Raw genomic sequence first — 14,328 nt, 5'->3', positions numbered from 1 at the left:
CTGGGTCACGAAATCCCAGCGAAGATGCGAAAAGCAGATCAGCGGCGGGTCGGACTCGATTGCGTTCGAAAGGCCGTAATCCTGTCCGCTACCGTGCACGCACTTCTACTCCGTGAACCCGCGGTAATCCGCCTTGTTAACCGAACTTATGCTGTCTCCAACAACCTCGCCATGCAATTGTCATTGCTTTGAATCATGTATCTGCTCGATTATCGGGCGAAGGCGCGCAACGCTGTGCGGCCATGTCCATCGTTCCAACACGGTCTCGCGCGGACTGTAGTGCGAAGCGTTCTGGCGCATGTCCAGGATCGCCGCGGCAAACTCGTCGGCCGATGCGGTTCGCCCCGTCTCCGGCAAGATGAACTGCAAACCACAGCGCAGTTCGGTATTTGCCAATACGGGCAAACCGGCGAGCATATATTCGGTCAGGATTGCCGGAGCGCCGTCATCGACACCGCAAACCACGCCGAACCTTGCGCGGTTCATCAGCCGATTGACTTCGTCGACAGACACCCCGGGTGGCCCAACGAACTCGATCGACAGATTTTGCTCATGCGCCCGTCGGCGCAGCATATCGCCATCTTCGCCATAGCCGAAGACACAGAGCGCCCGCACGTCGCGTGGCAATGTCGCCAGTGCGTCGAACAGGATGTCGTGGCGCTTATAGGGCTGTGCCGCCGCAACGTAGATCAGGTCCATATCCTTGTTGGTCCCGAGCGGGCGGAACTGGTCGACCGCGGCGAATTCAGGCCCGATCGGCAGGATCGCGGTCCGCATGCCGGGATGCTCCGTTTCTACCGCGTCGGACTGCCACTGAGCGCCGGTCAGAACGAGATCGAAGCAGGCGCTGACCTCGTGCGGTACGCGCAATGCGGGCGCATCGATCGAATTGTAGATGATGACGCTATGGGCGCAGAGCGCGAGAAGCTCGCGCGAAACACCGAGCCCGAGCACGACGAGGATATGCGGTGCGCCGAAGGTCCGCACAAAGTCTGCCATCTCGGCAGATGCCAAAGGCGGGGTTTCGCTGTCTGGACGGAAGGCGCGCCTTGCCAGTTCCGGGCTCTCACGGCGGAAGGGTGGTTCGCCCGCACCACGGTAATGGTGCCAAATCTCGGCCTGCTCGACGATCCCGGCTGCGATCAGTGCCAACGGCAACCGCTCCAGATACCCGCCAGCGACTTCGACTTCGCGGGTTTTGCCGGTATCACCGATCCAAGGAAAGCTATGGGGGTCGTTCGCATGCGCAGGCGTTGAGGGCATACGCTTGGCGGGGAAGGGGCCGTCAACACCTTCGACGAAGTCGCTGATCACCACAACGGACCGCCGCACCGTCAACTGCGCTGCCATCACCACTCTCCCTGCTTTGAGCCGAGGATACCACTCGCCACGCGGGCCCAACGCAGCGGCCGAGGAAAAGCCCTGTTTGCCGGCGTGTTTATTGTGCGGCAGCGGCGTTGCCGGGCTGTGGACAGTCCCGCCTCGTTGACCCGCTGACCAGGTTTTCCAAACTCGTCGGCAGATCAGGCTGCAGGACAACAGCGCGCACTGTACAGTGCCGCCATCTGAACTATTCCCGGCTTTCCGTGGAACTCACACGCCGTTCGAGCGGTGTTAGACATGCAATACGGGAGTCGATCATGGACGTAGCGACCACAACTCTGGCCGAGCGCATCGCGCGCGCCTTGGCGGGATCAGACCATAGTGCCAACGCCAACGGAACCGAGCAGTCGGCATCGAACAGTGTGGACGAGACGTGGCGCGGTTATCTTGAACAGGCCAACGCTATTCTTCGCACCATCCGCGAACCGTCCAGCGCGATGTCGGCCACGGGTGATGTCCGGGTCTGGTCTGCCATGATCGAACAGGCAATCGCTGAAGGTGATGCGCTTTGACTGCGCTGTCGGACAAGGACGGCGCGACCCTGAAAAGTTTGCAGGGGGTGTCGGCGCTGGCTCCCGCATTGAACCGGACGGAACGCAGACGGTTGGCGGCAGAAGCCCGGCGATCGGCGGAGCCCGCTCCGTCCTGCAGCTGCTGTCGGTAGCGTGACTGCCGCGGAACGGGGAGGGGCCCCCAAAGCGTAGAACTTCCTCGACGCCTCGCATATCTCGGTCTGTTCGCGATAGTCCCCCCGACAACCGGGGGGGCATGTACTGCTGTTACGGGTTTCCGGGCGACCGGGTGCCAAAGTCGCCCGTTATTCGGGATCGGCACCACCTGGCGTGGCGACATCGAAATCTTCCCCCGGGTTTCCTCCGGCCGCACCAGCGCCGCTCCCCCGCACGACGCCATCCGCGGACGCATTCCGGCGCTCCTGTTCGGCCCGCCACTCCGCCTGACCGACGCTGTCATACTCCTGTCCGGAATACCCATCGCCCGTGCCGATCTCGCCCAGTCGTTCATCGATCGGTGTAGCAAAGGACGGCCGCACGCCGTTGTCGGGACCAATGTCCGTGTCTGTCGACGTCTTCGAAGCGGCAGGAGGATTAGCGCGGTTGGTGGACATTTCGTGCTCCTATAGGTGCAGATTGAACGTTCCATCACGGCACTTGTTCAACAGGAGTGCGGCGCGGAACTCATCTTCCTTGCGGAAGGTTCGCACATCATGCTGAAGCCGCAACATTTGAGGGACGGGTTGCCGTGGGGTTCATCTTGCAAACCGTCGGCGAACCTGCCGGACGACTTCTTCGCGCGCAATGCGCCGACTGTCGCTGCGGCGCTCATCGGTACCTGTCTGCTGGTACATGGTATTGGCGGGATCATCGTTGAGACGGAAGCGTACGACGCGACAGATCCGGCGTCGCACAGCTATCGCGGGCCGACGCCCCGGAACGCACCGATGTTCGGTCCGCCGGGCCGGGCATATGTCTATCGGATCTATGGGCTGCATTGGTGCCTGAACTTCGTATGTTCGGATGGCCCGCCGGGGAGTGCGGTGCTCATTCGCGCAATCCAACCGACGACCGGGATCGAGGAAATGATGGCTCGCCGACAGATGCACAGCCTGCCTTCGCTATGCAGCGGCCCGGGAAAGTTGGCTCAGGCGTTGGCGGTTGATGCAACCTTCAACGGGGCCGACCTGGCAGCGCCGCCGTTTGCACTTTTCGGCGGCACTGCGGTGGTTGCGGTCGCGACCGGCCCCCGTATTGGAATACGGCATGGCAGCGAAACGCCGTGGCGCTTTGGCATGGCGGGTTCCGCATTTCTCAGCCGTCCGATGCCCTAGGCATAGCGGATTGGGCGTGCGCGGTCGGGCACTCGGATTTTCACGATCGAAGATCAACGCGTTAGTCCGAAGGCACTTTTGGGAATGTGCGTGATCCGGCAGGCGAGATCCGCCTCGCCCGACGCTACGATATATTGCTCCTCATGTTCGGCGATGCCGGTCGAGAATACGACGTCCCGCAGATACATCTGGTGCTCGATCGCGCGCGTCAGGTCGACATTCGGCTCGAGGATCGCGACCTCGTCTGTCGCAATGACCTGGGACGGATCATCGCGATCGAGGATCGACCAGTATGTGCGGTAGATGCCGACGATCTCCTGCGGTTCGACCGCATGCCATAGCGTCAGCCAGCCGCGTTCTGTCAGGATCGGTGGTGTGCCTGCACCGATCCGCGCGGTCGCGACGGTTTCGTTGCGTGTGCGGATCCCGGGGTGGCGGTGAGGCTTCCAGTGCAGGCCATCGGGTGATGTCGCGAGGTTGATCGATGGTCCCGCGCGCCATTCGCTGCCCGGCGGATAAGCGAAATACAGATCGCCGAGTGGCCGCGTCTGCGCCCAATATTGCCCGTCGATCAGCCCCTCGAACAGCAGCATGTCCTTGTTCTGATGATCTAGAATGATGTCGGCGAAATCCCAGTCGATCCCGTTGTCGGATGTGTAAAGCGTGGTCGAATGGCGTTCGGGGCTGACCGAACAGGTGGTCATCAGGTACCGGCCATCGACCCGGCTGATCCTGGGATCCTCGATCCCATAGCATTGGAAGCTGTACGCGGGGACGATCGCCTTGTCGTAATGGATGGCTATACGTTGCGTGCCATCGGGCGTCAGTTCGACGGGAAGGAGCCAGGACAGCGAGGTCAGTGCCATGATCTTCCAGCCACCGCTGCGCAGGGTGAACTTGCGCGGATCTGCGGTATCGGTGCGGTCGACCGGCCACGCATCAAGCACGAACCGACCGGCACCATCCTCGTCTGTCCATCGGATCGAGCGAATTTCATTGTCGCGAATGGGGGTACGCAGCGCTTCCGCAACGCGGACCATCATCAACAGATTGCCGTTCGGCAAGCGAGTCAGCCCCGGGTTGAATGCGCCAAGGACATAGGTTTCCTCCGCCAATTGCCCCGCGAGTGGTGATCGGGTCAGGTCGATGTCATCGGGTACCAGGATCAGCGTATCGACCGGATAGTTCACGCGGCATCCTCTTTCCAACGGATGGTGACGCCCCCGGAGGCGGGGACATGGAAGTCGATCCGATCGGCGGACGTGTGATGCGCACGGACGCGGTCCCCCGTCGCGGTTTCAACGACGAAACCGGGTAGCTCGCGGCGACCTGTCCGGATCAGGCTGACGCTGGCAAGACAGCCGTCGCCGCCGTCGAGCCGGAAGCTGACCGATGTCGCTGCGTTGCGCTCCATCGTCATTACGAAATGGTCGCAGAACATCCGGAACGGTGCGCCGTCGATGTCGTGGCAGGTGCGGCTTGCGAACACCATCGCAGCCCCCGCGCCGTATATCTCCTGCCCGACCTGACCCGCCGGCTGGCCGTCATGGTACATATCCTCGAGCGGGAAGGACCGCTTGCGATCGATGTGGCCATTACGCTGCTCGTCGGCGAGCAATGCCTCGGGCAAGGCATCGGGATAATAAAACCACGCCCGGTATAGCGCGTATTTGCAATATTCGCTGATCAGCATCCGGGCGGCAGGATCGAGGTCGGGCCCGCTATCCTTCAAATAACGTTCGAACGCGGCGAAGCTGTCGAAGCATTCGTAGATCGCCATGTACGGGCCGTCGTGCAGGCAGGTGACGCCGAGGAAATTGCTGTATTGCGCGGCGCCCTTGATCCGGGATTCCCAGATGGCACAATTATGGAAGAAAGAAGCGAGGTAGACGTAGCTCTGCCGCAGGTAATAGCCTTCGTTCGTCACACGCCACAGCCGCATGCAGGCGGCGGCACCCCAGGCGGTCAGGTTCGCCTGATAATTGAGCTCGAACCGCATACCGCGAGCCGCGTCGATCGCGTTGCGCGCCTCATCGAGATATCGTTTGTCGTCTGTCAGCTGGAACGCCTGCAGCATGACATAGGCGTAGAGTCCGCCGACATCGGTCTGGCCCAGTCCATCGTCGTTGCGCGCTTCGACGATCACCGAAAAGTCGGTGACCTTGAACTGGATCGGCCAGGCATAATCGAAATGCTTCGCTGCGCGGATGGCAAAGTCGAGGGAGCCAATGAATAGCCGCCTAGCCTTGGCATCGCCGTCCACCGCGAGATGACCAAGATTGAGCAGTGGGTGATAGAGATACCAGCTGTCGACGGCGGTCTTGTCCTTGTCCTTGCCGACGTTGGGCAGATACCGCCGCATCGTCTTGAGTTTGGTGTCGTGGAATTTCCCGAGCCCGGCCTCAATCTCGTCAGCGAGCGGAACGGGTTTGCCCGCCCAGTCGGCATAATTACGGATCGCCGACAACAGCGACATCTGCACCATGATGTCAGGATATTCGGTCGCAGTGTAGGGGTGGAAATAACGATGGCCATAGTGGCTGATCGTGGCTTCGGGTGCGGTGTCGAGGTCGCGGATCGTCGTTTCCGAGCGTGTGACCCAGTCGCGATATTCGGTTCTTGGCAGATCGAGCAAGCGATAGGCGGCGCCCTGCATCTGCAGGAAGCGCAGCCCGGAATCCTGTTCGTCGCGCGCAGCGGCGTCGTGGAAGACGATGATCGCGTCGGACATCGTCACTTCCTGGTCCGCGGGCAACGGATCGACCGCCGGCGTGCCGGTCTGCGCCGGGGTAGGGGGGAGATAGCCGAGTTCGGGCCACACGCCGCCAACGGCGGTGTCGGGCGTCGTCTTCGTCGCGACGAAATAGTCGTTCATCGCGGTCAGGTTCTGGAAGTACAGCACGCTGCCAAACGCCGGTTCGTCGAGATGGAAGAAGATCAGCCCCGAATTGAGCCCACGTTGCGCCGCCGCGACCTCGCCCACCGCCACGAGCGGGTCATCACCCAGGCCTAGCGGATAGACATCGCGCGGCTGGAAGGCGATCAGCAGGGGGGCCGCGGGCACCAGTTTCGATGTGAAGCGCAGGGTAGGGAGCGTCGTTTCGTGTGTCGCGATCTGGAGCGAATGGTGCCCCTGCGCGCTGTCCATCGTGACCGTCAGGCTGGTGCCGGCGCGGTCGACCCGAGTCTTGATCCCGGTCGCACCGCCGGGCGTATGCGCTGCCCGGAAAGCGACGCCGCCCAGGCCATCGCGTCGGACGATGACCCAGATCGCGTCGCGCCCCGCCATCACGCGCACGTCGCGCCCGGCCAGAACGAGCGTGCCCAACGCCTGCATCGACTGCGCGTCGAGTTCGGCCTTGAGCGTCAGTACCGATGCGCTGACCCCTGGCAATTCTGCGGGGCGCGTCTTGACGTTCATTGGATAGCTTCCCCTTATCCCAATCAGTGGCTGGCGGTTTCGCCGGCCGCGCGGCGTGCGACATATTGCAGCGTGAGGGCGGCGGTGTTGGAGTCGAGCCACGCAGCCATCGCCTGCTCCTCGGTGAGCGAAGTCCGAAGCAACGGCACCGCGCTCGTGAAGCTGCCAGCTTCGGCAAGCGCGATCAGCGAGGTGTAGCTGGCAGCCTCGAAATTCTCGAAGGCGAAATTGGCGAAGCTGTTCTTGAGGATCTCGTCGGGCGCGAAGACATGCGCGATCGCGGCAAGATTTCCCGACACGGTCAGCGCCGCGTCCTTCAACCAGGACTGGCTTTCACCCAACCCATCGAGGATCTCCTCGACGCGGACGATTTGCTGTTGGGTTTCGACCCGGTGCTTGTGCAGCATGTCGGCAACCTCGGCGTAATGCGTCAAATGGTCGAGCTGCCGGTCGATCAGGGCAAGCGCCTGATGTTCGACGCCGTGGACGTTCTTCAACCCGGTGACGAAAACGGAGCGTAAAACGTCGTCAGGATGCGTGGTCATGGATATCCTCCTCAAGTGATAGAATGGCGGGTAAGGGCTTCGAATTCGGTGAGGTCGTGCGCACAGAAGATGCGCACGCGATCGCCGTGATCGCTTGACAGCGCCCGCACGCGACGTTGGTTCGCCATCCGCGCATCGGCATCGACCTGCATCAGCCGCTGATATCCGCGCAGCCCGGGCGGGCAGGTGCGGCGTTCGCCGTCGATCTCGGCGTGGTGAAAATAGGCGTCGCCGGCGTAGAACAACCAGCGGCCGTCATCTTCCCGGATCGCGATCCCCGCATGGCCCCATGTGTGACCCGCGAGTGGGACGAGCAGGATTTCCGGCGGCAGGCCTTCGAGGTCGCGGACTGCATCGAAGCCAAACCAGCGTTCGCCCCCGCCCAAGGGATAGAGCGACCAGTTCATCGCCTCGTCCCATTGCTGCGGGCGATAGCGTTTGCGGGAGACGAAGGCACCGCCGCGACGCTGATCGGCGACCTCCTTTTCGCGCGCCGTGACGTGGATCCGCGCGTTGGGAAAATCCTCGATCCCGCCGGCGTGATCGAAATCGAGATGCGTCACAACAATGTGCCGGACGTCGGCCGGCTCGAAGCCGAGGCGGCGCACCTGCACTACCGCCGTCTCGTCAGGCCGGAGTTGCGGTCGGTTGAGCGCCCGGAAGAAGTTGGACAGCCGTTCGCCCGGGCGGGTCACGTCTTGGGTGCCATAGCCCGTATCGATCAAAACAAGGCCGGCATCCGTTTCGATCAACAGACAGTGGCACACCAAATGCGCCGATAGACCGCGGCTGTAGCCGTCGAACAGACGCCCACCGATCGGACAGCACGTTCCACAGTTCAGATGATGGATCCTGATCAATGTTAACCCCTTGCGTAGGTCGCCATAAATGCCTGACTAACGAATACGCGTTTGCCAGGGGTCGTGGGCTTGCAGGCTCAGTAGGCAGCTTGCGAAACCGCGACGCCAAGGTTGCAAACAGGCGTCATCCACAATCGTTTCCCCCGACTAATATGGATCAGTAAGATCGTTTCCTATGACCGATGTAGAACAGAACCCTGACTTGCGAATGCATTAACCAAGATCAACTGCCCTGGTTTTCTGCGGATCAACCCGAGGCAAAGCGCGTTTCGGCCTTATTGTCTCTTGGCGATATTCATCATAGCGGAGCCGAACATGTATTACCATGACAAGAAGCTGCAGTACCCGGTCCAGGTCACCAACCCCGACCCTGCATTTGCGCGAATGCTTCAGCAGGCGATCGGCGGCGTCGAAGGTGAGATCCGTGTCTGTATGCAGTATTTCTTCCAGGCCTGGGGTAACCGTGCGCCGACCACGAAATACCGTGACATGCTGTTGCACACCGCAACCGAGGAAATCGGTCATATCGAGATGCTGGCGACGGCCGTTGCGTTGAACCTCGAGAAGGCGCCGACGCATCTGCAGGAAGAAGGCGTCAAGGATAGCATCGTCGGCGCGGTGATGGGCGGCGAGAACCCCCGTCAGAGCATCGAGGGGATCATTCACAAGAATCTACTGTCGGGCGGCATGGCCGCCATGCCGATGGATTCGGATGGCGTGCCGTTCAACATGAGCCACATTTACGCGAGTGGGAACGTCGCAGCGGACATGTATTGCAACGTCGCGGCCGAAAGCACGGGCCGTGTTCTCGCGGTGCGGCTGTTCAATGCGGCGCATGACGAGGGCATGAAGAAGATGCTCCATTACATGATTGCGCGCGACACGATGCATCAGCAACAGTGGCTCGCCGTCATCGAGGAGCTGGGGGCCGAAGCGATGAACCTTCCGATCCCCAACAGCTTCCCGCAGGATATGGAAGACCAGCAGAACAACTATAATTTCTACGCGACGTCGGTGGACGGGACGTTCCCGGAAGGCCGCTGGACGTCAGGCCCGTCAATGGACGGCAAGGGCGAGTTCACGGTGTTCCGGAACGAACCGCTTGGCGACGAGCCGGTGATGGGGCCGGCGCGTCCCGACAGCGGTGCGCAGAACCAGCAAATCGGCTGAGGGTGACGCTGCGGAGCGCGCAGTCGCTCGCTCCGCAGCGATCGTGGTCCTGCAAGAGTATTTGGAGACGTAGCGTGGCCTTGGATAGCATTATTAGCGCGGCCAAATCCGCGTTGCAGGATGCGCTCTCTACATCCGCCGATCCGGTTTCGGACCGCAACGCGGTGTTGCAAGATCTGCATCTGGCCGAGAAGGCGTGGGCGACGGACGGAGTTCGGTCGGGTCCCTGGTTCGTCCGGGACGGTGACCATGTCGCGTTTACGCCCACAACCCGTAATGGGGCGCCCCTCACCATCGACGGACAGACGACGAACTTCATTCCGAGGGACCGCTTCGCCGATTACCTGGTAAACATGCGGGTTGCGATCGAAGCCGGCGAATTCGATCGCGAGATCGCAGGCGCACTGCATGGCGCGGCTGGCGCCGGAGGGACTGCCGAAGTCGCGATCCCCGTAGCGCGACAGGGCAGTCCGCAAGACATTCGGCAAGCGCAGCAGGATGCGGCTCTCGCGCGCGAGGGTCGCAATCCGGACGGATCATTGTCGTCGGTCGTGGGCAGCGGTTCGTAGCGACTGGAACGAATAGCCGGACCCCACCACGGCCAACCCGCAGTTTAAAGTCAAACAGGAGTGAACCCATGAGGATCAGACATATCAGCATGTTGCTTGCAGCGACGATCGGCACGGCAGCATTTGCCCAGACGCCACCCCCGCCACCACCACCCGAAGCGAAAACAGCCGCGATGCCGTATGTCATGGCCGCCGGAATGAGTGACCTGTACGAGATCAACTCCAGTCAGGTCGCGCTGCAGAAGTCGCAGACGCCGGCGATCCGCAAGTTCGCTACAATGATGATTAAACATCACCAGAAGACGACTGCGGCGACCATCAAGGCGGCCGCCAAGGCGGGGCTGACGCCGACGCCGCCTGCGCTGGATGCCGGTACGACCGCGTCGATCAACGAACTGCAGACCGCATCCGCAGCCGATTTCGATCGCTTGTACATTGGGCAGCAAATCCCGGCGCACCAGGCTGCACTGGATCTCAACCAGAGCTACTCAGCCGGTGGAGACCAGGCACCCTTGCGTATGTCGGCCAAGGCTGCGGTGCCCATCGTGAAGCAGCATCTGGATGTTGCGATGAAAATGCAGGCAGGCAAGCCGATGGGGAGCATGTCGGGCATGTAAGCGGTAGCGCAGCACCGAGATTAGCGCTGCGTCTCGCGCAAATGTCCTGAAAACAGGACGCCATCGTATCGGGCCAGCCGACGTAAACTCGTGACGGCTGGCCCGATTTTATTTTCAACTTATGCCGATCCGGCGCGTGCGGTATGATGCGGTCGAAACCGGCAGTGCGCCGTGCGCCGCGCGCCACAAGATCCGTCGTCATTGCGGAAGCAGGCGGGGGAACTCGGCAGGGACTTCCCGCGCGAGAAATCCGATGGGGCCGCGGGTGGTCGCAACACGGCGTCCGCTCTGGCCGTGCAACCATACGCCCCAACCGGCCGCGATGATGGGTGCCGCGCCGCGGGACAGCAGGCCACCGATTGCCCCGGCCAGGACATCCCCCGAACCGCCGGTTGCGAGGCCGGTGCCGCCGCCGCCATAATGCAGCACCGTTCCGTCGGGAGCCGCGACCACGGTATCGCTGCCTTTCAGAACCACGACAGCCCCGTATTGCACGGCCACATCGCGCGCGACCTTGTCGGGAGACTGCGCGACCACATCTTCCTCGAGACCCGTCAACATGGCCATTTCGCCGTGATGCGGCGTGAAGACCATTCGACCGTCGAACGCCGCCAGCGCTTCGCGCAGACCTCGTGCGGACCCTATGGCCAGCGCATCTACGACCAGCGTTACCTTGTCGCAGGGTTGTGTCAGGATCAGGCGCAAGAGCGCTTCGGCAGCGTCGGTGGATCCGATGCCGGGACCGACGACCAGCGTATCGCAACTGTTCAGCGACTTCTCGAGTAGAGGACCGGCGGCGTCGCCTATCTCTCCGTCGTCGTCCTGCGGCAGCGCGAGAACGCCGGCCTCCGGAACAAGCAGGCCGAGTCCGATCGCCGCAGATGCGATCGTCGCCATCTGGAGCTTGCCCGCACCAACGCGCAGCGCAGCCTCGCCAGTGAGACGAAGCGCGCCCGGAACCATCGCGGAGCCACCGATTGCCAGCACGCGTCCGCGGCTGTTCTTGGTCGTGCCGCTGCCGTGCACGGGGGGCGGGTTAGTCGCAATCCAGTTGCTGTCGAGCGGAATGGTATCGGTCATCCTCGTACTCCGGTGGTATGGTCCGGCTCGGTAGTGACCGGAGCAGACCCTTCCTGGTCGATGAGATCGTTGTAGCGAACGAGCTCGAGCGCTCCACCCTGCGGACCTTTGGGATCAAAGCGGTATTCGGTGACCGAACAGTTCGCGACATCGCCTTCGCGGTCGATGGCAAGGATCTCGTCCTCGCTCAGGTTCTCGATGACATAGCGCAGACACAGCACGACGACCTGATGCGCGACGATCATCACGCGACGTCCGGCATAGTGCAACGCGATGGTGTCCATCAGCGATCGCAGGCGGAAGATGACATCGCACCAGCTTTCCCCGCCAGGCGGGCGATGATAGAATTTGCCAAGGATACGCCGGAACTCAGCCTGGTCCGGGTATACCGACGCAACACCACTGGTCGTCAGGCCGTCGAGGATGCCGAACTCCTTTTCGCGCAGACGTTCGTCGATACCGACCGGTTCATCGCCGGTTGCGCCCCCGTGCTCATAAAAAAGGCTCAGCGTCTGGCGCGCGCGGACATAGGGGGAGACCAGCAGAATGTCGGGGCGGTCGTCCGGGGCCGCGCTCGCGAACCACGCCCCAAGCGCGCGGGCTTGGTGCTCGCCGAGCGGGGACAGCGGGATATCGACATCGCGACCCGAGAGCTCAATGCGTTCGGCTCCAGTGGCATGGGCTGCGTCCCGCGCCACGTTTCCCGCACTCTCTCCGTGACGGACAATCCAGAGACGAGCCGGCCAACGTGCAAGGGTCATAAGGTACTGATCCAAAGTGGTGCTGTGTTGTAGCTAACGCTGTTCGGCCGAAATTGGCTGCATGCTGCTGGGGTATTGCTGCCTAGACGCGGGGGCTTGCACGCAATTTCCGGCATCACGATCAACATCGTTTAACTTGGGCCGATCGATACCGAAGCCAACCCCGAAGACGGTCCGATGAAAAATCTGATGCATAACTTTATAACGATTAAGCGCCACGGACGGCTTGAGGAAGTCGCGGGCATGGTCGCCTGGCTGGCCGGGCCGAAGGCGGGCTTCGTAACCGGTGCAATGCATACGATCGACGGCACTTTCGGCGCCTGAATGCAACGGCGCAAATGGCCCGGCTGAGGTTGGTCGGACCATCGCTCTCGTTGCGGCCGCTAACGGGAGTAGTCATGCGTCAGCATCACCATTTGCCGATAGACGCCAAATAACGAAGGTCCGGTTTCGGGACACAGCTAAGACCGCTTGGATGGCCGTGACTGGTCAAACTGACCCGGTCAGACTTCGGTCCGCTCGGACAGTTCCAAAGCGTCTTCCACATCAACGCCTAGATAGCGGACGGTGCTCTCGATCTTGGCATGACCGAGCAGGCTTGGCACTGCGCGAAGGTTGCCCGTCGCCTTGTGGATGATCGACGCCTTGGTGCGTCGAAGGGAGTGGGTACCGTAATCCTCAGCTCCAAGGGTTTCGCACCGGCACGATGGAGGCAATCTACAAAGGTCTCTCTCTCTCACCGCCGAGCGAAAGACGCAGCCGATTGGGTTTTGGCCCGCAGTGATTTGGAACCTTACTTGGGTCGGCCTTTGTCTATGGGGCGCTATTGGCTCTGCCAAGCATCGCTGACGGCTGCTTCCCACCATCTGTCGCCGTTCAAAGCCTTCGCGGGCGTCCAAGACGCCTAAAAGCTGACCGGCAGCTATCGGGTGGGAAAGCTGCCAGTCCGCTCACGCCCAATAGCTGACATACGCGCGTCATGTTAGGTCGCTTGATATGACGTATGTTCGCAACCGCTCGGCTGTCCTATCATTCATAACAGCCGCGACGCTAATCGGGTGTTCAGCGAGTTCTGCGAATGGACAATTACAGCAGCGATCGTGCACAGCAGAATATTGTGCAGAAATTCGATTCGACGCCGGAGGCGGAGCGGCGACGTCGACCTATTCAAGCGTCTATATCTCTGCGAAGAACGGTGCAGATCGCCGGTTAATTTTATCGGGCGACAATATGGATCACCTGTCACTTCGTTGGCCGGACGGGCGCACGCTTCAAATCTGCTACGCCAGCGGCGGGATTAGCTCGTTTACAAACACGTGGAGCGCGTCAAAGTCGTCGGGAACCGTCGGCGGTGATGTCGAAGCTGTGTTGCTAAAAACAGACGTCCGCTAACCACCAGATCGCGACGTTCAGCCGGTCTGAACATGACCACCGTTGCCGGAAGCCGACCGGCAGCTTTCGGGCGGCGGAGCGGACGTTCCGCAAACGGCCAGTTGCAGTCATTGCATCGTCGGCTCTGATCCGGCACTTTGACACAATGGGATGGATCGCAAGGCCCGGCTCTGCCGAGGACAAACTAAACCGTTGGATGACCTCTAAAAACCAGCTTCGGATGGCACTGTGGTCGTCGGCGTGCGTCTGCGCATTTGCAACTTGGTCAGTAATCGAGAGCACCAAGTCAGGCAGGGAAGGTTTGGCGGCTATCCCGGCGCTATTCGGTGTCGGTGCTATAATCGCTTCAGTATACCTGGGGCGCACCGCGCAACCCCCTAACAAGGCGTGGCGGTTATCTAAGTTCCTCACCCTTCCGGTTTTTATCTATATCGTTTTTCTAAGCGGCATCGGCGGGACTGTCATGCATGCGTTACGATAGCTGCCGTTCCGCTTACCACCAGTTCGCGACGTTTAGGTACGGTGGGGGCGCCGGATGCTCCCCAAAGCGGACTGGCAGCTTTCGGGCGGCTAAGCGGACGGACTGGAAACGCCCACTTGCGGGCGTTCCCGGTCCGCACGCAGTAGCTCGATTGCAAACATCTTGTGGCAAAGATAGACCTAGCACGACGCAGATTTCGTGGT

At 61.5% G+C, this 14,328-nt stretch carries 14 protein-coding genes and 1 pseudogene; 6 read left to right on the top strand and 9 right to left on the bottom strand.

Features of this window, described 5'->3' with window-relative positions:
- Positions 1–180: 180 nt before the first annotated feature.
- A complete protein-coding gene (locus ABIC17_RS13100; RefSeq protein ID WP_354282378.1) occupies positions 181–1,401 on the bottom strand; it encodes a glycosyltransferase in 1,221 nt (406 codons plus the stop codon).
- Positions 1,402–1,640: 239 nt separating this feature from the next.
- On the opposite strand from ABIC17_RS13100, the gene ABIC17_RS13095 reads away from it, so the two are divergent.
- Positions 1,641–1,895 carry a hypothetical protein gene (locus ABIC17_RS13095; protein ID WP_354282377.1) on the top strand — a complete coding sequence of 85 codons (255 nt, stop codon included), beginning with the start codon at positions 1,641–1,643 and terminating at the stop codon, positions 1,893–1,895.
- 305 nt (positions 1,896–2,200) lie between these two features.
- Here the strand turns inward: ABIC17_RS13095 and ABIC17_RS13090 are convergent, their stop codons facing one another.
- Positions 2,201–2,509: a hypothetical protein gene (locus ABIC17_RS13090; RefSeq protein ID WP_354282375.1), complete on the bottom strand. Its 309-nt coding sequence runs from the start codon at positions 2,507–2,509 to the stop codon at positions 2,201–2,203.
- Between the two features lie 15 nt (positions 2,510–2,524).
- On the opposite strand from ABIC17_RS13090, the gene ABIC17_RS13085 reads away from it, so the two are divergent.
- The gene (locus ABIC17_RS13085) at positions 2,525–3,229 is read left to right on the top strand and encodes a DNA-3-methyladenine glycosylase (protein ID WP_354282374.1); all 705 of its coding nucleotides are present in this window, start codon (positions 2,525–2,527) and stop codon (positions 3,227–3,229) included.
- Between the two features lie 53 nt (positions 3,230–3,282).
- Here ABIC17_RS13085 and ABIC17_RS13080 read toward each other — a convergent pair whose 3' ends face one another.
- The 4 genes from ABIC17_RS13080 to ABIC17_RS13065 are packed head-to-tail and all read right to left on the bottom strand — an operon-like array spanning position 3,283 to position 8,055.
- Positions 3,283–4,419, bottom strand: a complete 1,137-nt coding sequence (locus ABIC17_RS13080) for a glycoside hydrolase family 130 protein (RefSeq protein WP_354282372.1) — start codon at positions 4,417–4,419, stop codon at positions 3,283–3,285.
- On the bottom strand, positions 4,416–6,650 hold the full coding sequence (locus tag ABIC17_RS13075) for a hypothetical protein (protein ID WP_354282370.1): 2,235 nt from the start codon (positions 6,648–6,650) through the stop codon (positions 4,416–4,418). Before ABIC17_RS13075 ends, ABIC17_RS13080 begins: the two co-directional genes overlap by 4 nt.
- Before the next feature lie 23 nt (positions 6,651–6,673).
- Positions 6,674–7,195 carry a ferritin-like domain-containing protein gene (locus tag ABIC17_RS13070; protein WP_354282368.1) on the bottom strand — a complete coding sequence of 174 codons (522 nt, stop codon included), beginning with the start codon at positions 7,193–7,195 and terminating at the stop codon, positions 6,674–6,676.
- A gap of 11 nt (positions 7,196–7,206) precedes the next feature.
- Positions 7,207–8,055, bottom strand: coding sequence for an MBL fold metallo-hydrolase (locus tag ABIC17_RS13065; protein WP_354282366.1), 849 nt, complete (start codon positions 8,053–8,055; stop codon positions 7,207–7,209).
- A gap of 315 nt (positions 8,056–8,370) precedes the next feature.
- Here ABIC17_RS13065 and ABIC17_RS13060 point away from each other — a divergent pair, with 315 nt between their 5' ends.
- The 3 genes from ABIC17_RS13060 to ABIC17_RS13050 all read left to right on the top strand — a co-directional run bounded on the left by ABIC17_RS13060 (position 8,371) and on the right by ABIC17_RS13050 (position 10,411).
- Positions 8,371–9,225, top strand: a complete 855-nt coding sequence (locus tag ABIC17_RS13060; protein WP_354282364.1) for a manganese catalase family protein — start codon at positions 8,371–8,373, stop codon at positions 9,223–9,225.
- 74 nt (positions 9,226–9,299) lie between these two features.
- Positions 9,300–9,794, top strand: coding sequence for a hypothetical protein (locus ABIC17_RS13055; RefSeq protein ID WP_354282362.1), 495 nt, complete (start codon positions 9,300–9,302; stop codon positions 9,792–9,794).
- A gap of 89 nt (positions 9,795–9,883) precedes the next feature.
- Positions 9,884–10,411 (top strand): DUF4142 domain-containing protein, encoded by a 528-nt coding sequence (locus ABIC17_RS13050; RefSeq protein ID WP_354282360.1) that lies wholly within the window; start codon positions 9,884–9,886, stop codon positions 10,409–10,411.
- Between the two features lie 198 nt (positions 10,412–10,609).
- On the opposite strand, the gene ABIC17_RS13045 is transcribed toward ABIC17_RS13050, so the two are convergent.
- Positions 10,610–11,491, bottom strand: coding sequence for an NAD(P)H-hydrate dehydratase (locus ABIC17_RS13045; protein WP_354282358.1), 882 nt, complete (start codon positions 11,489–11,491; stop codon positions 10,610–10,612).
- Positions 11,488–12,252, bottom strand: coding sequence for a histidine phosphatase family protein (locus ABIC17_RS13040; RefSeq protein ID WP_354282356.1), 765 nt, complete (start codon positions 12,250–12,252; stop codon positions 11,488–11,490). The genes ABIC17_RS13045 and ABIC17_RS13040 overlap by 4 nt, the downstream gene beginning before the upstream one ends.
- A 144-nt stretch (positions 12,253–12,396) precedes the next feature.
- Between ABIC17_RS13040 and ABIC17_RS13035 the strand changes: the two genes are divergently transcribed.
- On the top strand, positions 12,397–12,576 hold the full coding sequence (locus tag ABIC17_RS13035) for an SDR family oxidoreductase (protein ID WP_492727376.1): 180 nt from the start codon (positions 12,397–12,399) through the stop codon (positions 12,574–12,576).
- Between the two features lie 179 nt (positions 12,577–12,755).
- Here the strand turns inward: ABIC17_RS13035 and ABIC17_RS13030 are convergent.
- Positions 12,756–12,929 (bottom strand): annotated as a pseudogene (locus tag ABIC17_RS13030) (tyrosine-type recombinase/integrase); the annotation flags it as partial.
- Positions 12,930–14,328 lie beyond the last annotated feature (1,399 nt).

The organism is Sphingomonas sp. PvP056 (assembly GCF_040549155.1).
Taxonomy (GTDB): Bacteria; Pseudomonadota; Alphaproteobacteria; order Sphingomonadales; family Sphingomonadaceae; genus Sphingomonas.
The sequence above is the reverse complement of the archived record's forward strand: the minus strand, read 5'-3'. Positions and strand labels throughout refer to the sequence as shown.

Bases quoted from the DNA above. Each gene is read 5' to 3' on its own strand.
- ABIC17_RS13095 (WP_354282377.1), top strand. From the start codon at position 1,641: ATGGACGTAGCGACCACAACTCTGGCCGAGCGCATCGCGCGCGCCTTG.
- ABIC17_RS13040 (WP_354282356.1), bottom strand. From the start codon at position 12,252: ATGACCCTTGCACGTTGGCCGGCTCGTCTCTGGATTGTCCGTCACGGA.
- ABIC17_RS13050 (WP_354282360.1), top strand. From the start codon at position 9,884: ATGTTGCTTGCAGCGACGATCGGCACGGCAGCATTTGCCCAGACGCCA.
- ABIC17_RS13060 (WP_354282364.1), top strand. From the start codon at position 8,371: ATGTATTACCATGACAAGAAGCTGCAGTACCCGGTCCAGGTCACCAAC.
- ABIC17_RS13090 (WP_354282375.1), bottom strand. From the start codon at position 2,509: ATGTCCACCAACCGCGCTAATCCTCCTGCCGCTTCGAAGACGTCGACA.
- ABIC17_RS13075 (WP_354282370.1), bottom strand. From the start codon at position 6,650: ATGAACGTCAAGACGCGCCCCGCAGAATTGCCAGGGGTCAGCGCATCG.
- ABIC17_RS13045 (WP_354282358.1), bottom strand. From the start codon at position 11,491: ATGACCGATACCATTCCGCTCGACAGCAACTGGATTGCGACTAACCCG.
- ABIC17_RS13070 (WP_354282368.1), bottom strand. From the start codon at position 7,195: ATGACCACGCATCCTGACGACGTTTTACGCTCCGTTTTCGTCACCGGG.